Origin of the sequence: Labrys miyagiensis (assembly GCF_030160835.1) — a bacterium.
GTDB classification, from domain to species: domain Bacteria; phylum Pseudomonadota; class Alphaproteobacteria; order Rhizobiales; family Labraceae; genus Labrys; species Labrys miyagiensis.
Genome location: NZ_BSPC01000050.1, coordinates 1 through 21,424, shown reverse-complemented (window position 1 = coordinate 21,424; position 21,424 = coordinate 1). Strand labels below are relative to the sequence as shown.

Genomic DNA, 21,424 nt, shown 5'->3' with positions numbered 1-21,424 from the left:
TGGCAAGGGCCGTCAAGATGAGGAGGCGCACCTGGGGATAGCTTGATACCAGCCCCTCGGAATGCGCCTGGCCGCCAAAATGGGTGCGGTTTTCTACGCTGTCGCTGGTTCGTAGCGTACTCCCATCCACCGCGTAGCGGGCAAGACCTCGCCAGGCCTTGCCAGATTGGTGCCGCTCATCCCAGCACGATGCACTCAGCGCAAACAACTGGGCTAGCGGAGCTCGTCCCAAGCGCTGCCGTGCTTGTGTCAGCGCACTCTTGGCAATGTCTGGATTGACCTCATCCGGCAGCGTCAGATCAAGATGGGCTACCACCTCCGGGATCGACTGATGCCGATACAGCGCCAGAGCAATCACCAGCCAGATAACCTGCTCGGCTGGCAGCTTACGCTTGCGAACGCTGGTTCTGCCCGTGCTCGCAAGCACCTGGGCTATCCACGACACATCAATCGATCGCGATAGAGCCGACAGCTCCGGGTAATGCCCAATCGTACGCGCCATTCGAAAACAACCAGGGTGGGAAACTAATCCCACCCTGGTCGCTAAGTCCTATTTTTTCGTGCAATTCACCTTAAGTGAACCGCATTAGGTCGCAGGACCGGCCTTTTTCTTGTGATGGTGTTTCACTTCCCGGATGCGACAGATCCTGCGCCGACTGGAACGATAACAATCAGGCTGCGTTGAACCTGCCTAAGCAATCTTGCGAGGAGGAGGAAACGCATGCCTGACTCGAAAATGGACAAGTCCGAGAAAACCATCACCCGCGATCGCCTTGCCGAACTCCTGAATGAGGATCTGTCGCGCGAATACCAGGCGATCATCGCCTATACTGTCTATTCCCAGGTGCTGAAGGGCGCGGAATATATGAGCATCGCCGATCAGCTCCAGATTCATGCCGGCGAGGAACTCAAGCACGCGCTCATCCTCTCCCGTCAGATCGACTATCTCGGCAAGATGCCGACCGTGACGCCGAAGCCTGTGAAGACGTCCGAGGACGCCCGCCAGATGCCGCGCTTTGATCTCGACAACGAGAACGACACCATCCGCAATTATCGCGAGCGCGTGCACCAATGCGAAGCGCTGGGCGAATTCGCCATGGCCGAGCAAATCCGGCAGATCCTCGTCGACGAGCAGGATCATCAGATCGACCTTGCCACCGCTCTCGGCGAGGACGTGCCGGACCTCAGCAGCAGGCGCTGAGACCGTTCCTTTCCAGCCGCGAATATGGGGATGAGTAAAACGAAGGTCGCGTCTGCGCGACCTTTCCTGTGTGTTATGCCTGACCCTCTCCTTTTCCGACTCAGGCAGCCCCATCATGAAGATCACCGCCATCCGCGCCACGCCGATCAACCTGCCGATCGAGGCGCCATACTGGTGGTCGTTCGGCTGGCTCCCCGGTTCCTCACGCTGCGTGGTGGAGGTGGAGACCGACGAGGGCATCACCGGCCTTGGAGAGGCGGCGTCCTGGCAAGCCTGCGCCATCATCGAGCAGCGCCTTGCGCCCTTGCTCATTGGCCATAACGCCCATGATATCGCCGGCGCCGAACTCGTCTGCCTGCCGAGTTGGCGCGGCGTTTCCTCCAACACCGATTTTGCCGCCATCCGGGCCTTCGCCGCCATCGAAACGGCGCTGTGGGACATCAAGGGCAAGGCGACCGGCCTGCCGCTCTACGACCTCCTCGGTGGCGCCGTGCGCAAGGAGATCGCCTTCGCCGACTATTTCGGCTTCCGACAGAAGAAGAACGGCAAGGGTGGCGAGCTCACGCCAGAGGCCGTGGCTGATTACTGTGTGAGCCTCAAGGAGAGCTTCGGCACCACCATCTTCGAGGGCAAGCTCTGCACCAAGGATCCCGAGCCGAGCATCGAGGCGCTACGCCTGATGCGCAGGAAGCTGGGGCCGGAGGCGGTGATCCGCATCGATTCCAACATGGCCTATTCGCTCACCGAAGCGCGCCGCATCGCCGCCCGTATCGAGGAGCTCGACATCCGCAATTGGGAGGAGCCCTGCGTCACCTTCGAGGAGATGGCGGCGCTGCGCCGGCACACGGCGATCCCGTTCTCCGGCCACAATGTCGATTTCCAGAAAGCGGTGGCGCTCGGCGTGCCCGACGCCTTCGTCACAGACGTGAATGTGCATGGCGGTATTGGCAGGACAGTGCGCTTCATCGGCGCCTGCGAAGCGATGGGCATCGACTTCTGGTGCTACAGCGCCAACACCGGCATCGGCAGCGCCGCCTATCTGCATCTGTGCGCGGCCTTCTCGCATATCCGCGAACCGAACCAGTCGCTCTTCCGCATGCAGCCTCATGATGTGGTGGAGGAGGGCGTGTTCGCGCCGGTGAACAACATGGTCGCGGTGCCGGAAGGGCCGGGCCTGGGCGTGACGCTGTCGAAGGACAAGCTGGCGTTCTGCCACAAGCTGTTCGTGGAGGAGGGGCCGTACACGCAGCACCATGATCCGGAAGAGCCGGGGCGCTATAAGAGGCTGCCGCTGCGTTGATGCTGGGAGCGCGGACGTCTCGTCCGCTCTTGGAAACGGTGCCCTTTACGAGAAAGGGAGAGCGGATCGTCCGACACTCACTTCAGTGTCGTAGGGACATCCGCGCTCCCGGGTCAAATATCCACCAGCTCGCTGGCGAACGCCGCGCGTTCCTGGATGAAGGTGAAGCGCGCCTCGGGTTTGTTGCCCATCAGCCGTTCCACCGAACCCGATGTGTCGGCGCGTTCCTCATCCTCCACTGTCACCTTCAGAAGAATGCGCTTCTTCGGGTCCATGGTGGTTTCCTTGAGTTGCGCCGGCATCATCTCGCCCAGGCCCTTGAAGCGGCCGATCTCGACCTTCTGGTTGCCCTTGAACACGCTGGCCAGGATCTCGTCCTTGTGGGCGTCGTCGCGGGCATAGAGCGACTTGGTGCCTTGGGTCAGGCGATAGAGGGGCGGGGCGGCCAGGAAGAGGTGACCGCGCTCGATCAGGCGCGGCATCTGGCGCCAGAAGAAGGTGATCAGCAGCGAAGCGATATGGGCGCCGTCGACATCGGCGTCCGTCATGATGATGATCTTCTCGTAGCGCAGATCGTCGTCGCGGTAGTGCGAGCCCATGCCGCAGCCGAGCGCCTGTCCGAGGTCCTGCAATTGCTGGTTCTGCGCCAGCTTGTCCCTGCCGGCGGCGGCGACGTTGAGGATCTTGCCGCGCAGGGGCAGCACGGCCTGGCTGGCGCGGTCGCGCGCCTGCTTGGCGGAACCGCCGGCCGAGTCACCCTCGACGATAAAGAGTTCAGAGCCTTGCGCGGCATTGTTCGAGCAGTCCGCGAGCTTGCCGGGCAGGCGCAGCTTGCGTGTGGCGGTCTTGCGGGCAACGTCCTTTTCCGCCCTGCGGCGCAGACGCTCCTCGGCGCGCTCGACCACGAAATCGAGCAGCTTCAGCGACTGCGATGGCGTCGAGGCGAGCCAGTGGTCGAAGGCATCCTTCAGGGCTTGCTCGACGATGCGGCTGGCTTCCGTGGTCACCAGCTTGGCCTTGGTCTGCGAGGAGAATTCCGGCTCGCGGATGAAGACCGAAAGCATCGCCGCCGAGCAGGCCATCAGGTCCTCGGTGGTGATCTGCGCGGCACGCTTGTTGCCGATGCGCTCGGCGTGATCCTTCAGGCCGCGCAGCAGGGCAATGCGCAGGCCCGCCTCATGGGTGCCGCCTTCGCGCGTGGGCACCGTGTTGCAATAGGAGGAGACATAGCCTTCATCCTCGGCGAACCAGCCGATGGCCCATTCGACGGAGCCATGCCCTTCGGCCCTGTCGACCTTGCCGGCAAAGATCTGCTCGGTGACGAGTTCGAGCCCCTCGCTGGCCGAGCGCAGATAGTCCTCGAGGCCGCGCGGGAACTTGAAGCTGTCCTCGGCCGGCACGTCGCTGACGCCCAGCAGCAGTTCGGGGGCGCATTTCCAGCGGATCTCGACGCCGCGGAAGAGATAGGCCTTCGAGCGTGACATCTTGAACAGGCGCTTGGGATCGAAGGTGGCGCCATGCTTGAAGATCTGGTTGTCCGGCTTGAAGCGTATCCTCGTGCCGCGCCGGTTGGGGGCTGCGCCGACATGCTCGACGGGCCCAAGGACCATGCCGCGGGCAAAACGCTGCCGATACAGTTCGCGTCCCCGCGCAACCTCGACCTCGACCGCTTCAGACAGGGCGGTGACCGCCTTGATGCCGACGCCATGCAGGCCACCGGACGTGTCATAGACGTCGGAGTTGAATTTGCCGCCGGCATGCAGCTTGGTCATGCTCACTTCGAGCGTCGACATCTCCGGAAATTGCGGATGCGGATCGACCGGAATGCCGCGGCCGTTGTCGGTGACGCAGACGAAGCCGTCCACTGTCAGTTCCACCTCGATGAAGGTGGCATGGCCCGCCACCGCCTCGTCCATAGAGTTGTCTATCACCTCGGCGAAGAGGTGATGCAGGCCATCTCCGTCAGGCCCCGTCGAGCCGATATACATGCCCGGGCGCATGCGAATGGCCTCGATGCCCTCAAGCACGCGGATCGAGGAGGCGCCATAGCTGTCTTCGCTTGTCTTGGGCGGAGGCGCCTTGGTCATCGGTGGCTTGCCCGCCGCCTTGGCCGCCATCTCCGCCTTCAAGGCCGCGGCGATCGAGAGGGTCGACAATTTCTTGCCATCGGTGGATTTATCGGCTCGACCCTTTGGGGACACAGGCTCATCGCTGCCGAAAAGATCGGAATTATCGCTCATTCAAAAATGGTCTCGCAGAAGCTTCGCGCAAGGCGATTCGCAATTTGGCTCATTATGGCACGTTCGCATGGCAGCCGCGAACGGACCGTAAACAGCCTTGTTGATGGATGTGAATTCGCGCGAGAACCAGGACGACGGCAGGCCCTAGTTCCGTCACGATTCACAGGCTCTTTGTGCATTGCGGGGACCTTGGCTGCTGCCTATAACAGCCTCCAAGCCATCACGGACTTCTGAAACGGATTATTGCTTCATGCCGATGACACGTGCGGCCAATTTCGGCGCCATGGTTCTTCTGGGTACGGTTGGCCTGACAGTGCCGGCCCTGGCGCAGGACGCTTCCACCCCGAAACAGGTTTCCGCGGCAACGCCGGTCAAGCCGGCGACTTCGGTACCCTTCGTGGCCCATCGCGCGGTCTATGATTTGCAGCTCGACAGCCGCAAGCAGTCCACCAGCGTCGACAGCATGCGCGGCCGCATCGTCTATGATTTTTCCGGCAATCCCTGCGATGGCTACGCGCTCAATTTCCGACAGGTCACCGAGATTGGCCTGAGCGGAGGCGGCGTCAACACCTCGGACCTGCGGTCGGTCACTTTCGAGGACGACAAGGGCCACAGCTTCCGCTTCAATTCGCAGAACTACACCAACCAGAAGGTCGACGGCGTGGTCGACGGCCAGGCGAGCCGGGCGGACAGCGGTGGCATCGCGGTGGCGCTGAAGAAACCCAAGACGACCAAGTTCGACCTTTCCAAGGAAGTGCTCTTCCCCACCGGGCAGATGAAGGCGATCGTGGCGGCCGCGCAGGGCGGCGAGCATGTATTTGAAAGCCAGGTCTATGACGGCTCGGATGGCGGCCAGAAGATCTACGACACCCTGGCCGTGATCGGCTCCACGATCTCGCCGGACAAGCCGCGCGAGGGCGCCGCCATTGGCGCCAAAGAACTCGACGGCGTCGATCGCTGGCCGGTGACCATTTCCTATTTCGACCCGACCAAGAAGGTCGTGGGCGAGCAGACGCCAGTCTACACCATGTCCTTCGACCTCTATGCCGACGGCATTTCGGGCAATCTCACCCTGGATTACGGCGATTTCCGCCTCAGGGGTACCATGGCCTCGCTCGATTTCCTGCCGCAGACTGCATGCAAGTGAGGACGGCTCTCCAGATCGGCGGCGCAACGGCCCTGCGCGTGCTGCCTTGAGGAATGCCGTCCGGCAATGGAGCCATACGCAAGCTTGGCGCGCGCTCTGGCAGCGCCTGCGTGCCCCAGCGCGTTTTCCTTCAGCGCCGCTGTTTGGGCGAGTTTCCCCTTCCGCCGCCCTGGCTTTTTGCGCCGTGCTGGTCGTCGCCCTGATACTGTTGGCGGACCCGGCTTCGCAGCGCATTTTGCCGGAATGGCCGCGCAGCGTCGTGCATATCGCCTCCATCATCACCAATCTCGGTGACTCCGGCTATTATCTTATCCCCATCGGCATCGCGCTGGTCCTGCTGGCCATGGTCGATCTCGAACTGCCGCCACGTCTCGACGTGGCCTTGCGACAGTTCTGGCTGCAACTGGCTTTCGCCTTCACCGCGATTGCCGCCACCGGCCTGATCGTCAATATCGGCAAGCGCATGATCGGGCGCGTGCGTCCGCTGCATGTCGCTCCCGGCTCCTATCTGCATTTCGAGCCATTCTCCTGGCGCGCGAGCAATGCAAGCTTTCCCTCGGGACACGCCACCACGGCCTGGACGGTGGCGGCGGTGCTGGTGCTGTGCTGCGGGCCGCGGCTGCGGCCCTACGTCTTCATCCTCGGCACGCTGGTATGCATCAGCCGCGTGGTAATCGGCGCGCATTATCCCGCCGACGTGGTGGCCGGCGCGCTGTTCGGCTGGTTCTCAACCCTGTGGTTTGCGCAGTTTCTTGCGCGGCGCGGCCTTGTTTTCCGGCAAAACGACGACGGCGCTCTTGCGTTGCGGGGGCAAGACGCGGCAAAGACGCTGCTCACGGCGTGGCGAGCGCGCCGATAAGGTCAGAGCCCCAATGACACTTGCAAGCAACGCGCCCGAGATCAGCGTCGTGGTGCCCGTCCGCAACGAGGCGGGCAATATCGAGCCGCTGATCCGGGAGATTGCGCGGGCCTTGTCCGGACGCAGCTTCGAGATCGTCTATGTCGACGACGGGTCGAGTGACGCCACGCCTGCCGAACTGCAGCGTCTCCAGACGGAGTTGCCTTTCCTGCGTAGTTTCAGGCACGCGGCCTCCTGCGGCCAGTCCTGTGCGGTGCGCACTGGCGTGCGCAATGCGCGTGGCAGTCTCATAGTGACGATCGACGGCGATGGCCAGAACGATCCGGCCTATATCCCCGCACTCGTCGACGCGCTCACGTCCGGCGGCCCGACCACGGGCATGATTGCCGGCCAGCGCCTCGGCCGCAAGGACACCGGCTTCAAGCGCTGGCAGTCGAAGACAGCCAACAATGTGAGGGCCTGGGTGCTCAAGGACGGCACACGCGACACCGGCTGCGGCCTGAAAGCCGTCCGGCGCGACGTCTACCTGGCGCTACCTTATTTCGACGCCCTGCACCGCTTCATGCCGGCCCTGGTCAAGCGCGAGGGTTTCGATGTCGGCCATGTCGACGTGGTCGACAGGCCCCGGCTCACCGGCGTCTCGAATTACGGTTTCTTCGACCGGCTTTGGGTCGGCATTCTCGATCTCGTGGGCGTCTGGTGGCTGGTTCGCCGCCGACGTCGGGTGCCAGTCGTCACCGGGGGAGCCAACGATGCTGGTTGAACTGTCCAACGCCCTCGGCGGCTATCTGCACAATGTCTTCTATACGAAGTTCGACTTCTGGCTCTGGCTCGGGCTGTTCGCGCAGACCCTGTTCACGGCGCGCTTCGTCGTGCAGTGGTGGGCGAGTGAGCGGGCCGGCAAGAGCGTCATTCCCTTCAGCTTCTGGGTGCTATCGATCGGCGGCGGCGCGCTGCTCTTCCTCTACGCGCTGATCCGAGCCGATCTCGTCTACATCATCGGCCAGGGCTCGGGCCTGCTCATCTATCTGCGCAACGTCTCCTTCGTACTGAAGGAACGCGCGGCGGAGAAGGCCAGGGCGGAGGCAGAGGCTGCGAAGCAGGGCGGCGCTTCCTGACCGCTCATGCTTCGGAGGCAGTGTGCTGAGGATGGCGAGCCCGGAGCATATAGGAAGAGGCAATGCATTGGGGCAGCCCACAAGCCGCCCCTCTGTCTTTGGGAGTGCCCGGCCATTTCGCGAGCCTACGGCCAATTGTGCGTCATAGGCCGCGCCTTCGAGGGTCGGGTTACCACCGGGCGTGATGGCCCCCGACATCCTCCTAGTCCAGGCGGGGACAGCGTCTCAGCTCTCTATTCTTCCAAGGATCGGCACGCGGAGGCGGCTAGAATTGGACCCACACGCCGCCTCGCCAGTATCCGCGGCCCTCATGTTCGCGCCAGCGGTACTTATCGCTTTCTCCCCAGCGCCAGTCATCGGGATGGACGCTAAGCCTGAAGCCTGGCTGGTAGTCATAGGCGTCTCTCACATGCCAGCAGTCGCCGTCTTCATTGCATACAATACGTGCAGAGGCGCCGCCTGTGGCGAGGGCTAGCGTTCCTGCACCCAACAAAGCTGCTAGGGCGATCTTCCGAATCGTACTCATGAGATCCTCCATGGTATCGTTGACATCCATGGAAAAACTCCCCAGGGCCGGGGGAGTTCCCGCTCGTCATCCGTGCGTGCATTCGAATGAACACGAACTCCTTGCACCGTTCGAAACGGGCCAACCGGGCAGGCAGGCGATTACCACATCGCCGAGGACACTCATCCGACGCGGCTGAGCGGGAACCGGCGTTAGGAAATACTCAACGCTCTGAAGCGAGCGAGGCCGGCATCGAGGTCGGCGATCAGATCGGCCACGTCCTCGAGCCCGATATGGAAGCGAACGCCTGGTCCGCCCGGGTTCCAGGTCGTGGCGCTACGGTATTCGGAACAGTCGAACGGAAGGGCCAAACTCTCATAGCCGCCCCAGGAATAACCCAGGCCGAAGAACTTCAACTCGTCCAGGAAAGCGGCGACGGCGGCATCCGGGGCCGGCTGCAGGATGATCGAGAACAGGCCCGAAGCGCCCTTGAAATCGCGCTTCCAGAGGGCGTGCCCCGGATCGCCGTCGAGTCCGGGATGCAGCACATGTTGCACTTCCGGTCGCGAGGCGAGCCATTTCGCTACGCGCAACGCGCTGTCCTGATGCTGCCGCAGGCGCACCCCCATGGTGCGCAGGCCTCGTAGGGCCAGGAAAACATCTTCGGGGCCTACACACAGGCCGCTGTCGCCATAGAATTTCTTCAACGCGGGCCAGGCCTTGCGGGAGGCGGAGACAACGCCAAACATCGCATCGGAATGGCCGACGATATATTTGGTGCCGGCCTGGATCGAGAGATCGACGCCATGGCCGAAGGCATCGAAATAAAGCGGCGTCGACCAGGTGTTGTCGAGCAGTATCGTGCAATCGTGCTGGCGCGCTGCGGCGACGATCAGGGGAATATCGGGAATTTCCATGCTCTGCGAGCCCGGTGCCTCCAGATATACGGCCTTGGTATTGGAGCGGATGAGTTCTTCGATGCCTGTCCCGATCAGCGGGTCGTAATAGCTTATCTCGATGCCCAGTCGATTCAGGACCCTGTCACAGAAGGTGCGGGTCGGCTGATAGGTCGTGTCGATCATCAGGAGATGGTCGCCGGACGACAGGCAGGAGAGCAGGGCGGTGGAGACGGCCGACAGTCCCGAGGGGCAAGTCACCACGCCGGCGCTGCCGTCGAGCGCTCTCATCGCTTCCTCGAAAGCCTCGGTGGTGGGGTTGCCGCGGCGGCCATAGCTGTAGCGCTGGCTGTGGCTGAGCAGGTCCTTCACCGTAGGCGCCAGCACGGTGGAGCCGTGGTAGACCGGGGTATTGACGAAACCGTGATGATCCGACGGATCGCGCCCACCAATGACGAGACGGGTGTTTTCGCCAAACGTGGCAATTTCACTTTTGCTGATTTTTTTCATGAAGGAATCAATACACCAACGAGGAGAACAAAACATGCCGCTGTCGAGAGCAGCGCGTCAACCCGATCGCGTTGAGTTGATAGTCGCCAGTCTCCTGCATCGTCAGGTGTTGGGGCGCCAATTGACTGTCTGTTCAAGTTCTTAGGATAGATATGCTATTTAGATTTCTCGTTCTGATTGCACGTCTTTGAGTTTCATGGTTAGATATTTAAGGAATATATAAAACACAGGGGGATACATCGATGCGCGACTCGATATCGTCTCAGTTTTATTTGTCGATTTTCAGCAATGCTTTGAGTGTTTTTAAGCGTATGGAGGATCTTTGCAGTAATAATCCGGGCTCTTTTTTCGAGAGTGTCAGGGATGTTTTGCATCGCCGGAGTCCATCCGAAGGGTTGTCATCCGAAGATATGGCATCATTGCTTTGTCTGGTGCGTAATAAACCAGATCCTGATTTGCGAAATAAGGTTATACGTGCCGCGCGCGACCAGCGTCGACGGACGTTTGGGCAAAGTGTCGCGACAATGGTGCCCATCGAAGTAACATCATTCTGTTCGAGTACTTGCCGCTTCTGTGGGTGGCGTGCCGATAACAAGGATATGGTGCGCCTTTCCATCACCGAGGCCGCAATTCGGGAGCAGGCCCGCATCCTTGCGCGCAAGGGTTTTTCTCACTTCGAAATCGCGGGCGGTGACGATCTCGTATTGCTGCAAGAGCATCTCAAGGGACTGGTCCGCGGCCTCAAGGAAGAAACGTCAGCTGTAAATCCAGATGCAAGGGTGTCGATCTGCCTTGTGCCGATGCATGAACATCACTACCGCGAGCTTCGGGATGAAGGGCTGGACTGTGTATTGACCTGGCAGGAAACCTACGATGGCGATCTCTATCGGCATCATATTCCCAGCGGACCAAAAGCTTGGGGCGTCGACGAAAATCTGCGCCTGAAAAAGAAGACGGACGAGCCTGCTGGCTTCTTGCATCGCATGCAGTCCCAGGAACTGGCAATACGCGCTGGTCTTCAGGCAGGACTCGGCGCAATGCTCGGCCTGTCCAGGGTGACGGAAGCCGATATTCTTTCTGTCGTCATGCATGGTCAGAAATTGATCGAGCACTACGAAGACAGGGTTGAGCCGCTGATCATCGGCATGCCGGCCTGGAATCCCATCCTTACGCCTGAGACCGACAATCGGAATGCCAGCGAGTTTGATTTCGACGCCCAGGGCAATTTCGAGCTGATCTCGGCAATCTATCTGCTTGCCTTTCCCGATCGCATGGCCTGGGTCTTCGCCAACGGACGCGTGCCGCCGGAAATCCAGACCAATTGCGTCGACACGGCATGCTGCTTCACGTCCACCCTCGTGCAGATCGCACCCGGGGCTTATCTCGACTTCGAGGAGGCAAAGCTCGATGCGATGTTCGCCCGTGTTCGCGGCGTCTCGGGCTCCAGGCCGACCTTCGACGAAGTGATGTCCGGCGAGCAATTCATGCATTATTTCGCCAGCCACGAAGAATTCGTCGCAGGATTTGCCGCCCGAGAATTGCACGTCGTACCCGATCGCAGCTACCTGAGGAGAATGCATCAGCCGATCGCTGCCGAATAGGCGATGCTGTGCCGCCAGAGCAAGGCCGACCAGCTGGGAGGCGGCCAGCGCGGCCCAGTGGATGCCCGCGCTCAGTGGACTTGCTTGCGGCCGGTTCGCTGGCTGGATGAAAGCGAGCGTCCAGTTGCGCCTGTGATGGAAGTGGTATCCATATGCAAGGCGAATGTGCCTGGTCTCGTGACCAATCACGGACATGCATTTGTCCGCCTGATCGATTGTGAGGGGGGAGTTCGGCCGATCGGTTTTTTCCCGGACGAGAGTACCGGCATCGAACCTGACGACTATCCGGGATTGCGGATGCCCGGCATGCTTCTTCTGCCGGACAAATACGACCGTATCGCCTGGAATCCCTTGATCACAAGGATCTCTCTGCATCGAGAGGATTTCGATCGCATCTGTGGCTTCGTCGAAAGTCTCCAGAATCGGAGGGACGAAGGCAGTCTGAGCTTTGACTTGCTGGACAGAAGTTGCGTCGGCTTTGTCGTCCGCATGGCACGATTGGCGGGTGTCCGTGTGGAAGCGGAAACATGGCTGACCGATTTCATCGGCGGGGAGAGTGCACCCTCGCGCCTCACCCCGGCCTCCCTCGCCAGGCGGATTGTGCCCCGGTCCCTGTACCGACTCTTATTTAATCTGATGCTGTCGGCACATGGAGGTTTTTGCACGGTGTCCCGGCAATGGCAGGGTGAAACGGAACGATATGTCCTAAATCAGATCACGGGTATTCGACCCGTTTTCTCCCGGCTGTGGGAGATCTGGTCTCGTCACGTGCCGTTTTACCATGTGCGGGCTTTGCGCGAATGGCAGCGAGCGGTCGAATTGCGCGGGTTGGATGCCTATCGAATCGACGAGGGCTGAGCGGGCGCGGTCAGGAACCTGAGGGCCAGGCTGGTCCACCAGATCGGCCCTATCACCACGGCCCCGAGGCCTGCCGCGATGTCGACCACGAGCATGTGTTGAGTGGCTCTCGCCGCGAACGCCACGATGTAGAGCAAGCCACAAATCAATCCGAGCGCCGCGATTGCTCTGGGGATCGTTCCAGCGCGCCAGCCGACGCAGCCGAAGATGAGGAGGCAGAGACCGCTCGAGAAGAAGATGAGCCAGCCCTGCGGATCGAGAGAGAGTGAGAAGGAGGCAATGGACTGCCTCACATCCTCGGATCCTGCCGCGAATGCCTGGGCGCGCTGGGCTTCGCCGCCGATAAGCCGGACATAGCTGATTGCGGTTACCCCGAAGCCAAGCTGACCAAGCGATGCCGCCAGGCGGCCCAGGCTGTTCATCGGCGCAATAAGGCGGCGAATTTCCGGCATCGCGCAGAAGGCCGTGATGCCGGCCAGGGCAAAGGCCATCAGAAAGACCAGCCGCCCGAGTGGGGCGTTGGCCAGCATTGCCCAATATTCAGGCGTACCCGGCCGAAGCTGGGAACTTGGATCGACGAAGAAGGCAATGCCTGTCACCGCATAGCTCACGGCACAAAGCAGGCAGAGAGCGGCGGCGGTAGGATTGGAGGCTCGACTCAAGCTGGTCATGACGGGCAGGACGATCACGTTTCGAAAAGCTTAAGGATGGCGCTTTGGGGCATGAGACGCATGATGGTGTTGCGCAATGCCGCTGCCGCAGGCCTTTCCCATTGCCTTATCTTGCCGACCTTGCGTGAGCGGGCGACTAGGGGGGAGGTCCGGGCCAGCCCGATGGACTGATAGGAGTGCAGGGCGGCCGGAATATTCTGACTGTCTTTCAGACATTGCGCGAGCGCCAGGGCGTCCTCCATGGCCTGGCAGGCGCCTTGGCCCAGATCCGGTGTCATGGGATGGGCGGCGTCACCAAGGAGTGCCATTGCACCATCGGTCCAGCGCGGCAGCGGCAAGCTGTCATAGACGCCGGTGCGAACGAGATCGTCCGGTTTGGTAGCGGAAATGACCACCCTGGCCAGTTCCGGCCAATCGGCGAAATGGGAGAGAGCCTCGGCCTGGTGAGCAGGGTCGATGGCCGGCCTGTCGTGAACGGCGCTGTTGAGCGTCCCATACCAGTAGACGTAATCATCGCGGATCCAGAACACGCCGAAGCGACTGCCGCGGCCAAAAAACTCCCGATAACGCCTCCTCGGGAAAGTACCAGGATCGAGCTTGGCCACGCCGCGCCAGGTCATCCAGCCGACGTAGCGCAGCGGATCAAGCTCTATCATTGCATCGCGCAGGTGCGACCGCACGCCATCGGCGGCAACGACGACATCGGCGGTTCTGGTCGTGCCGTCCTCGAATGACAGCACGGCCCCTTCCGTCGCCCGCTGATAAGCCATGCAACGACTGCCGACGTGGATTCGGGCCGGGTCAAGCGGACGCAACAGTTCGGAGTAAAGATCCACCCTCCGCATGCAAAGCAGGGGCAGACCGCTGTGTTCGTGGACGCGATGCAGGGGAACGGATTTCAAATGGCGATGCCGCCAGTCGTAGATCTCACCCAGTTCCAGCGGATCGGCGAGGGCAATCACCCTCTCATCCAGGCCAAGCCGGCCCAGGGCCCGGAGCGCATTGGGCCATAGAGTAAGTCCTGTTCCGCCGACGCCAATCTGCGGCGAGCGCTCATGAATTTCCCATTCCATGCCGATCTGTGTCAGCGCATTTGCAATGGATAAGCCGCCAATTCCACCGCCTATGATGATGACCTTAGGAGAATCCGGCATGTGGGACAATAATCCTCGGTGGTCACCTGGCCTCGAACGACCCAAACAATTGTCCTATAGGTTATGGCAACTGTAAAACAGAAATTCCGTCTATTTAACTTGAGGTAACTGCCCAAGAGGTGAGGACTTGAGCCCCGACGACTTTGCCAAGCTGTTCCTGCTCGTTTTCCCCCTCATGTTTAGCCCGGGGCCGACCAATTTCATGTGCGCGGCAGCGGCGAGCCGTCATGGCGTGGCGAAATGCATTCCCATGATCCTCGGCATGGATCTCATGGTGTTCCTGCCGGCGCTTCTGGTAGGGCTGGGGGTAGGGGAATTGTTCTCGCGCTTTCCCACGATCCTCACCATCGTCCAACTTATCGGAGCCGTCGTGATCCTCGTGATCGGGATCGATATGGTCCGCAGCTTGCACAAGCAGGAAGCAGCCACGGGTGCGCTGACACCGATGAGCTTTCTGGGGGGGATGCTGGTCCAGACCCTGAATGCCAAGGGGCTTGCCCTGCTGGTGATCATCTATGCCCAGTTCCACCTGCGTGACGCGAGCGTGTGGCACAACGCCTCCGTCGTGGCAGCCTATCTCACCGGGCTAAGCCTGCTTTCCCATTTCGCCTGGGCGGCGGGAGGCATGTGGATTGCCAGGCGTTTTGCCTCAGCGCGGGCGCTGCGGCTTCAAGGCGGCATCTACGCGACCATGCTGGTGATGGTTGCAATTTGGCTGTTCGTATCGGCCATAAGGGATACGGTCACTTGAACGGGCCAGTTCTGGTCAATGCTGCAGAATCTTGTTGAGGAATTCGCGGGTGCGGGGCTGGCGCTCCTCGATCTTGCCGAAGAACTCGTCCTTGGTCGTGTCCTCCAGGATGCGGCCGCCGACATCCATGAAGATGACGCGGTCCGAGACCTTGCGGGCAAAGCCCATTTCGTGGGTCACTACCATCATGGTCATGCCTTCCGAGGCGAGCCCGACCATGACGTCGAGCACTTCGCCGACCATCTCCGGGTCGAGCGCCGAGGTAGGCTCGTCGAAGAGCATGACGATCGGATCCATCGACAAGGCGCGGGCGATGGCGACGCGCTGCTGCTGGCCGCCGGACAACTGGCCCGGGAACTTGTCCTTGTGGGCGATGAGGCCGACACGCTCCAGCATTTTCAGGCCGCGCTTCTCGGCGTCGTCATCCTTGCGGCCAAGCACCTTCACCTGGGCGATGGTGAGATTGTCCGTCACCGAAAGATGCGGGAACAGCTCGAAATGCTGGAAGACCATGCCGACGCGGCTGCGCAGCTTGGGCAGGTTGGTGGCCTTGTCGTGGACGCCGACACCGTCGACCCAGATCTCGCCCTTCTGAATCGGTTCCAGGGCGTTGATGGTCTTGATAAGCGTGGACTTGCCCGAGCCGGACGGCCCGCAGACAACCACCACTTCGCCCTTGTTGATCTGGACGGAGCAGTCATCGAGAACCTGCGTCGGGCCATACCATTTGGAAACGCTCTTCATTTCGATCATTTGATTGGCGTCCTTCAGTTCAGCGCACGATGCGGATTTTCTGGTTCAGTCGCTTGACGAGCAAGGACATCGAGAAACAGATGACGAAATAGACCACGGCGGCGAGGAGGTAGCTCTCGATCCGGCGGCCGAAGGTATTGCCCATGATCTCGAAGCCCTTGAGGATGTCGTAGGCGCCGATGGCATAAACCAGCGATGTGTCCTGGAAGAGCACGATGGTCTGCGTAAGAAAGACGGGCAGCATGTTCCGCAGCGCCTGGGGCAGCACGATGTAGCGCATATTCTGCCCATAGGTCATGCCGAGGGCATAACCGGCGGCTGTCTGGCCGCGGGCCAGGGACTGGATGCCGGCACGCACGATCTCGCTGAAGAAGGCCGCTTCGAAGACCACGAAGGTGATCAGCGCACAGATCTCGGCCCGGTATTTGTTGCCGATGCCACCCGGGAACAAGTCGTAGAAGCCGGACGGCATCAGGAGGAAGAACCACAGGATCACCATCACCAGCGGGATGCTGCGCATCAGGTCGACATAGATGGTCGCGATATATTCAAGGGGCCTGATGTTGGACAGGCGCATCAGCGCGATGATGGTGCCCAGCGCAATGCCGCCGATCGTGGCCGCGATGGTCAGCGACACGCTGAAATAGAGGCCACTGAGCAGATAGTTGCTGATATTGGCCCAGGTGAAGAAGGAAAAATCGATCGTAGGCATCAGTGCGCCCCCTTTGCTTGCGCATGCAGGCCGGGAACGCGTGTGCGTTTTTCAATAAAAGCCATCACCCGATTGACCGTCAGTGCAGTCAGGACATACAGCACCGTCGCCGCCAGATAGACTTCGACGCCGCGCGAGGTCTCTTCCTGTGTTTGCATGGCGAAGCTGATCAGTTCTGGAATTGACACCGCAAAGGCCACCGAAGAGTTCTTGACGATGTTCATCGCCTCGCTGGTCAGAGGGGGAATGATGATGCGGAAGGTCTGGGGCAGAATCACATAGCGATAAGCCTGCACCTGTGTGAAGCCCACGGCATAGGCCGCGTTGCGCTGGCCACTGGGCAGGGCCAGGATGCCGGCACGCACCTGTTCGGCGATACGGGCCGAGGTGAAGAAGCCGAGGGCGCAGCAGGCCAGAACGAAGCCCGGGACGCTCTTCATGCCTGGAACCAGTTCGGCGATTACGAAGAACCAGATGAAGAGCTGAACAAGGATTGGGATATTGCGAAACAACTCGACCCAGCCGGTTGCAAAGGTCGAGAGAATCCTGTGCTGCGACACCGTTCGCAGCGTGCCGATGATGAAGCCCAACACCAGTGCGATCACAAGTGAGGTGAAGGCCACCGCGACCGTATATCCCCAGGCGGAAATCATCCATTGAAAGTAGGTAACGCCGTCCCCGCGGTCATCCCACAGGAATTGCCAGCGATCCCACACATCCTGCCAATAAGTCATCATGGTTTGCCCAAACCCGTACCTGCCTCCTCACCGCCCTTCCGGGGAGGGGCGGTGAGGCAAAGATACAAAACATTCTTCTTATCTGAGCACCGCGGGCGTTTTGCTCACGCCATCGCGGCATGGAACCTGCCGCCTGGCCGGAAAGCGCTACGCCAGCGGCGCGACGCGTCCACAACGAGGCAATTGAGGTCCCGGCGGGCTCGGCCTTATTGACCGGGCTGCTTGTAGTCCTCGGCCGGCTTGTCGTTCGGGTTGGCCCAGGCGTTCTTGGTCGCTTCCGAGGCCGGCATGTTCAGCGTGACATTGTTCGGCGGAATCGGCTGCATGAACCACTTGTCGTAGAGCTTGGCGATGGTACCGTTCTTGATCTGCTCGGTGATGCTCTCATCGACGGCCTTCTTGAAGTCGGGGTCGTCCTTGCGGATCATGATGGCGATTGGCTCGACCGACAGGACCTCCGGCAGGATCTTGAAAACCTTGGGGTCCTGCGCCCTGGCGATGTTCGCGGCGAGGATCGAGGCATCCATCACGAAGGCGTCGGCCCTTCCGCTCTGCAGCAGCAGGAAGCTATCGGCGTGGTCCTTGCCATAGACTTCGTTGAAGGTGATATCCTTGGCGCGCTTGTTCTTGCGCAGGGTCTGCACCGAGGTGGTGCCGGTCGTGGTGGCGACCGTCTTGCCGTTTAGGTCCTCAAGCTTGTTGATGGACGAGTCGGCGCGAACGGCGATCTTCACTTCCTCGACATAAACTGTGTCGGCAAAGGCGACATCCTTGGCGCGTGCCGTGTTGTTCGTCGTCGAACCGCATTCGATATCCACGGTGCCGTTCTGAACCAGCGGTACGCGGTTCTGCGAGGTGACCGGCTGATAGCGGATCTCCAGCTTCTCAAGGCCGAGCTTCTTCTTGATATCTGCGATTATGTTTTGACAAACGTCGTAGTGATATCCCGTATAGACACCATTTCCGAGCGTATAGGCGAGACCGGAGGACTCTCTCACGCCTTGGGTGATTGAGCCGGAAGATTTTATCTTGTCCAGTGTTCCATCAGCATATGCCGATGATCCAAGGGCAGCAAAGGTGATCACTGCAGTGATAAGAATTTTTTTCATTTTAATCTCCATTCTGAGTGCCAGGACTATGGCCTCATTTGCGTCATTTGAGAAGCGCTTGCGCTTCGGACGAGGCGAGATGGTTAAGCTTCCCGTGGAGCAGGCGTGATGATAGACGATGCAAGCTGTGGTTGAGAAGAGGGAAGGAAGCTGCATCCTGCGTTGTGGGGAGAGCCAACCGCTGGCGTTCCCCATGGCGCCGCGCTAGGGTATGATGGTCGACAGGAATGGCCCGCGTCATCTCGCGCGGGGAGAGCAAGGAAAAGGCGTCCCTATGGCTTCGATGTCCCTGGCAGCTTCACCTCGGGATTCCGGCGAATCCGCCGTGCAGATCAAGGACATGAACAAGTGGTTTGGCGAGTTCCATGTTCTCAAGGATGTCAACCTCGAGGTCCGGCGCGGCGAGCGTATCGTCATCTGCGGTCCTTCGGGCTCCGGCAAGTCGACCATGATCCGCTGCATCAACCGCCTGGAGGAGTTCCAGAAGGGCTCGGTCACGGTGGATGGCATCCCGCTCACCAATGACCTCAAGCGCATAGACGAGGTGCGCCGCGAGGTCGGCATGGTGTTCCAGCACTTCAATCTCTTCCCGCACCTCACCGTGCTGGAGAACTGCACGCTGGCGCCGATCTGGGTGCGCAAGATGCCCAAGAAGGAAGCCGAGGAACGGGCCATGGCTTTCCTGGATCGCGTCAAGATCCCGCATCAGGCCAAGAAATATCCGGGACAGCTCTCGGGCGGCCAGCAGCAGCGCGTCGCCATCGCCCGCGCGCTGTGCATGAATCCCAAGATCATGCTGTTCGACGAACCGACGTCGGCCCTCGATCCGGAAATGGTCAAGGAGGTGCTCGACACCATGGTCTCGCTCGCCAATGACGGCATGACCATGCTGTGCGTGACCCACGAAATGGGCTTCGCCCGCCAGGTCGCCGACCGGGTCATCTTCATGGACGCCGGCCAGATCGTCGAGATGAACGAGCCCAACGCCTTCTTCTCCCATCCGCAGCATGAGCGCACCAAGCAGTTCCTCAGCCAGATCCTGCACTGAGGACGACATGCCAACGGGTCACGCCCCGCAAGGGGCGCGGTCCAAGGCCATCCGGGCCGTGAATCGTTTAACCTGGATGAACGATGCGCTTATCTAGGGCGAATCGTCCCGAGCCACGGCACCCGGCTTGACGGTGGTATTATTGGCGGTAGGTATGGACGACCTTATGGTCAGGCGGGAACCTAGTGGCTTCCCAGCCATTCCGAATCGATAGTGCGGGAATTTGATTATGGCGTTTGATCGCTCGAGCGAGCCGGATGGCACGCTGAGGCGTGGGCTTTATCCCGAAATCGAGGCCTATCGGTCGGGCATGCTCGACGTCGGCAACGGGCATTCGATCTATTGGGAACTCGCGGGCAATCCGGATGGGCTGCCGGTCGCCTTCCTGCATGGCGGCCCGGGCGCAGGCTGTTCGCCCAAGCATCGCCGCCTTTTCGATCCCCGGCGCTGGAACGTGCTGCTGTTCGATCAGCGCGGCTGCGGGCGCTCGCGTCCGCATGCCAATCTGGAAGCGAATACGACCTGGCACCTCGTCTCCGACATGGAGCGCCTGCGCAAGGAGGTGATGAAGGTCGACCGCTGGAGCCTGTTCGGCGGCTCCTGGGGCTCCACCCTCGCTCTTGCCTATGCCGAGACCCATCCGGAGCTGGTTGCGTCGCTGATGCTGCGTGGCATCTTCACCCTGCGTCGCATGGAACTCGACTGGTATTACCGGGAAGGCGCTTCCTATTTCTTCCCGGACAAGTGGGAGTCCTTCCGCGAGGACTTGCCACCACAGTCCTGGGCCGATCCGATCCTGACCTACCACCGCCGCCTGACGAGCGATGACGCGGCGCTGCGGCTTGCGGCGGCGAGGGCCTGGAGCGTGTGGGAGGGCGAGACCTCCACCCTGATGCCCGAAGGGCCGGCGACGGGCCATGCCCAGGAACAGTTCGCCCTCGCTTTTGCGCGCATCGAGAATCATTATTTCGTACACGGCGGCTGGATGGAGGAGGGGCAACTCCTGCGCGATGCCACCCGGCTTGCCAACATCCCAGGCACGATCGTGCAGGGCCGCTATGACGTGGTCTGCCCCCCGATCACAGCCTGGGAGCTTTCCAAGCGCTGGCCGAAGGCTGAACTGCAATTCGTCGAGGATTCCGGCCACTCCTTCTCCGAGCCCGGCACACTGCATCGGCTGATTGAGGCCACCGACAAATATGCGAACCTGCTTGGCGCAAGAGTGTGATCGGTACGCCGCGGAGGCGGGATCATAGGCATATGGGCTGCCTTCAGGCGGGCCGGATTGTCGGTCGAGACGTTGGGAAATACAGCGCCTGGGCAATCACGGCGTGGCCGCGACACGAGACATAAGCCGCAAACACCCCAAGGGCAGGTCCCTGGTGGTGGTGTAGAAGCAGGGTCCCGACCAGGCAGCCGCGGTTGGGCGCAGACACCCTGGCCGGTCCCAGCCGGGCAGCGTTGCAATAAGCCGGCCGTGAATACCGTACCACCCGGATTTTTTGGCTGCTGCTTAGCTCAAAGGATTAGGTGGCGCGGTCCTTGGCGGCAGCTGCCATCGCCGGATGATGCGCAATCGTTGCTGCCGCCAACCGATGTAGCGTCTAACCCTCTCGTGGATTTTATTTTCCCCTACTTGCTTTTACAAGTATACCGTCACCTGCTGGCTGGGCCGAACCGTAAAATCGGAAGGTTAGATTCATGAAGAAATCTATAGCAGCGATTGCGTTTTCACTGATGGTAGCATCGCCAGCGTTCGCCGGATTTCCTGCGGCGCCCCTGGGTTCGGGCGCATCCTCCCTCGTTGTGCCGGCGGCTCAGGGATGTGGTGGCGGCCGATATCGGGGGCCGTATGGCTCGTGCCATCGATATGGTACCGGTCCTTATCCCGGAGGCTTTTACGGTCGCCCAGGACATTATTGCTGGCGCGGTCCGAATGGTGCGCGGCACTGCAGATGAAGGCCCGGGCTTCGCACTTCTCGTCCGAGGCGTGCTGTGCCAACCAAAATCCCGAACGGTATGTCACAGGCCGGGGCTCTCACGTGCAAGCAGCGGGTATCACGAGCCTTGAGCAACCCCAGCGCTGTCCGGGGCGCTGGGGCATGCCGATGCTGGATCGGATCATGTCCCAGGCCTTCAGCTCTACTGTTGCGCGGGCATCGGGTTTGTTCCCCTGGCTTGCAATTCGTGTTCGAGTGCGGAGAGGCCTGTTCCGCCGGCCATGTGGAACATGAGGCTTTCGAGGGAGAGGTCG

General features: G+C 60.9%; 21 protein-coding genes. 11 read left to right on the top strand and 10 right to left on the bottom strand.

Translation table 11 applies throughout. The annotated features are described in order from the left end of the window. Positions 1-502, bottom strand: a 502-nt coding sequence (locus QQL24_RS22435; protein WP_284314528.1) for a transposase domain-containing protein, incomplete at its 3' end; no start/stop codon positions are given. 219 nt (positions 503-721) lie between these two features. On the opposite strand from QQL24_RS22435, the gene QQL24_RS22430 reads away from it, so the two are divergent. Both QQL24_RS22430 and QQL24_RS22425 read left to right on the top strand, forming a co-directional pair. Beyond that, positions 722-1,201, top strand: coding sequence for a ferritin-like domain-containing protein (locus tag QQL24_RS22430; RefSeq protein WP_284314527.1), 480 nt, complete (start codon positions 722-724; stop codon positions 1,199-1,201). A 115-nt stretch (positions 1,202-1,316) separates the two neighbouring features. Further along, positions 1,317-2,501, top strand: a complete 1,185-nt coding sequence (locus QQL24_RS22425; protein WP_284314526.1) for a mandelate racemase/muconate lactonizing enzyme family protein — start codon at positions 1,317-1,319, stop codon at positions 2,499-2,501. Positions 2,502-2,614: 113 nt separating this feature from the next. On the opposite strand, the gene parE is transcribed toward QQL24_RS22425, so the two are convergent. Beyond that, positions 2,615-4,618: a DNA topoisomerase IV subunit B gene (parE, locus tag QQL24_RS22420; RefSeq protein ID WP_431310735.1), complete on the bottom strand. Its 2,004-nt coding sequence runs from the start codon at positions 4,616-4,618 to the stop codon at positions 2,615-2,617. Positions 4,619-4,991: 373 nt separating this feature from the next. Here parE and QQL24_RS22415 point away from each other — a divergent pair, with 373 nt between their 5' ends. From QQL24_RS22415 to QQL24_RS22400, 4 genes are all read left to right on the top strand, one after another. After that, the gene (locus QQL24_RS22415; RefSeq protein ID WP_284314525.1) at positions 4,992-5,888 is read left to right on the top strand and encodes a cell envelope integrity EipB family protein; all 897 of its coding nucleotides are present in this window, start codon (positions 4,992-4,994) and stop codon (positions 5,886-5,888) included. 184 nt (positions 5,889-6,072) lie between these two features. Then, complete coding sequence (locus QQL24_RS22410; RefSeq protein WP_284314524.1) at positions 6,073-6,747, top strand: phosphatase PAP2 family protein; 675 nt, start codon at positions 6,073-6,075, stop codon at positions 6,745-6,747. Between the two features lie 13 nt (positions 6,748-6,760). After that, entirely contained in the window at positions 6,761-7,510 is a 750-nt protein-coding gene (locus QQL24_RS22405; RefSeq protein WP_284314523.1) for a glycosyltransferase, read from the top strand. Next, entirely contained in the window at positions 7,500-7,865 is a 366-nt protein-coding gene (locus QQL24_RS22400) for a lipid-A-disaccharide synthase N-terminal domain-containing protein (RefSeq protein ID WP_284314522.1), read from the top strand. Before QQL24_RS22405 ends, QQL24_RS22400 begins: the two co-directional genes overlap by 11 nt. A 265-nt stretch (positions 7,866-8,130) precedes the next feature. On the opposite strand, the gene QQL24_RS22395 is transcribed toward QQL24_RS22400, so the two are convergent. Beyond that, positions 8,131-8,421, bottom strand: a complete 291-nt coding sequence (locus QQL24_RS22395; protein WP_284314521.1) for a hypothetical protein — start codon at positions 8,419-8,421, stop codon at positions 8,131-8,133. Positions 8,422-8,582: 161 nt separating this feature from the next. Then, entirely contained in the window at positions 8,583-9,776 is a 1,194-nt protein-coding gene (metC, locus tag QQL24_RS22390) for a cystathionine beta-lyase (protein WP_284314520.1), read from the bottom strand. Positions 9,777-10,018: 242 nt separating this feature from the next. On the opposite strand from metC, the gene QQL24_RS22385 reads away from it, so the two are divergent. After that, positions 10,019-11,377 carry a radical SAM protein gene (locus QQL24_RS22385; protein WP_284314519.1) on the top strand — a complete coding sequence of 453 codons (1,359 nt, stop codon included), beginning with the start codon at positions 10,019-10,021 and terminating at the stop codon, positions 11,375-11,377. Positions 11,378-11,380: 3 nt separating this feature from the next. Further along, complete coding sequence (locus QQL24_RS22380; protein ID WP_284314518.1) at positions 11,381-12,235, top strand: hypothetical protein; 855 nt, start codon at positions 11,381-11,383, stop codon at positions 12,233-12,235. On the opposite strand, the gene QQL24_RS22375 is transcribed toward QQL24_RS22380, so the two are convergent. Together QQL24_RS22375 and QQL24_RS22370 are read right to left on the bottom strand one after the other, a co-directional pair. Beyond that, positions 12,214-12,765 carry a DUF4386 family protein gene (locus tag QQL24_RS22375; protein ID WP_284314517.1) on the bottom strand — a complete coding sequence of 184 codons (552 nt, stop codon included), beginning with the start codon at positions 12,763-12,765 and terminating at the stop codon, positions 12,214-12,216. The two genes, QQL24_RS22380 and QQL24_RS22375, sit on opposite strands and share 22 nt — an antisense overlap. Positions 12,766-12,920: 155 nt before the next feature. Beyond that, entirely contained in the window at positions 12,921-14,060 is a 1,140-nt protein-coding gene (locus tag QQL24_RS22370; RefSeq protein WP_284314516.1) for an FAD-dependent monooxygenase, read from the bottom strand. 127 nt (positions 14,061-14,187) lie between these two features. On the opposite strand from QQL24_RS22370, the gene QQL24_RS22365 reads away from it, so the two are divergent. Continuing rightward, positions 14,188-14,811, top strand: coding sequence for a LysE family translocator (locus QQL24_RS22365; RefSeq protein ID WP_284314515.1), 624 nt, complete (start codon positions 14,188-14,190; stop codon positions 14,809-14,811). Between the two features lie 15 nt (positions 14,812-14,826). On the opposite strand, the gene QQL24_RS22360 is transcribed toward QQL24_RS22365, so the two are convergent. The 4 genes from QQL24_RS22360 to QQL24_RS22345 form a co-directional block, all read right to left on the bottom strand. Then, positions 14,827-15,564 carry an amino acid ABC transporter ATP-binding protein gene (locus QQL24_RS22360; protein ID WP_284314514.1) on the bottom strand — a complete coding sequence of 246 codons (738 nt, stop codon included), beginning with the start codon at positions 15,562-15,564 and terminating at the stop codon, positions 14,827-14,829. A gap of 19 nt (positions 15,565-15,583) precedes the next feature. Continuing rightward, on the bottom strand, positions 15,584-16,276 hold the full coding sequence (locus QQL24_RS22355; protein ID WP_284314513.1) for an amino acid ABC transporter permease: 693 nt from the start codon (positions 16,274-16,276) through the stop codon (positions 15,584-15,586). Next, positions 16,276-17,013, bottom strand: coding sequence for an amino acid ABC transporter permease (locus QQL24_RS22350; RefSeq protein ID WP_284314512.1), 738 nt, complete (start codon positions 17,011-17,013; stop codon positions 16,276-16,278). The genes QQL24_RS22355 and QQL24_RS22350 overlap by 1 nt, the downstream gene beginning before the upstream one ends. Positions 17,014-17,219: 206 nt before the next feature. Further along, positions 17,220-18,122 (bottom strand): amino acid ABC transporter substrate-binding protein, encoded by a 903-nt coding sequence (locus QQL24_RS22345; RefSeq protein ID WP_284314511.1) that lies wholly within the window; start codon positions 18,120-18,122, stop codon positions 17,220-17,222. Between the two features lie 283 nt (positions 18,123-18,405). Here QQL24_RS22345 and QQL24_RS22340 point away from each other — a divergent pair, with 283 nt between their 5' ends. Together QQL24_RS22340 and pip are read left to right on the top strand one after the other, a co-directional pair. Next, positions 18,406-19,170, top strand: a complete 765-nt coding sequence (locus QQL24_RS22340) for an amino acid ABC transporter ATP-binding protein (RefSeq protein ID WP_284314529.1) — start codon at positions 18,406-18,408, stop codon at positions 19,168-19,170. A gap of 229 nt (positions 19,171-19,399) precedes the next feature. Further along, a complete protein-coding gene (gene pip, locus QQL24_RS22335; protein WP_284314510.1) occupies positions 19,400-20,398 on the top strand; it encodes a prolyl aminopeptidase in 999 nt (332 codons plus the stop codon). Positions 20,399-21,424: the final 1,026 nt, after the last annotated feature.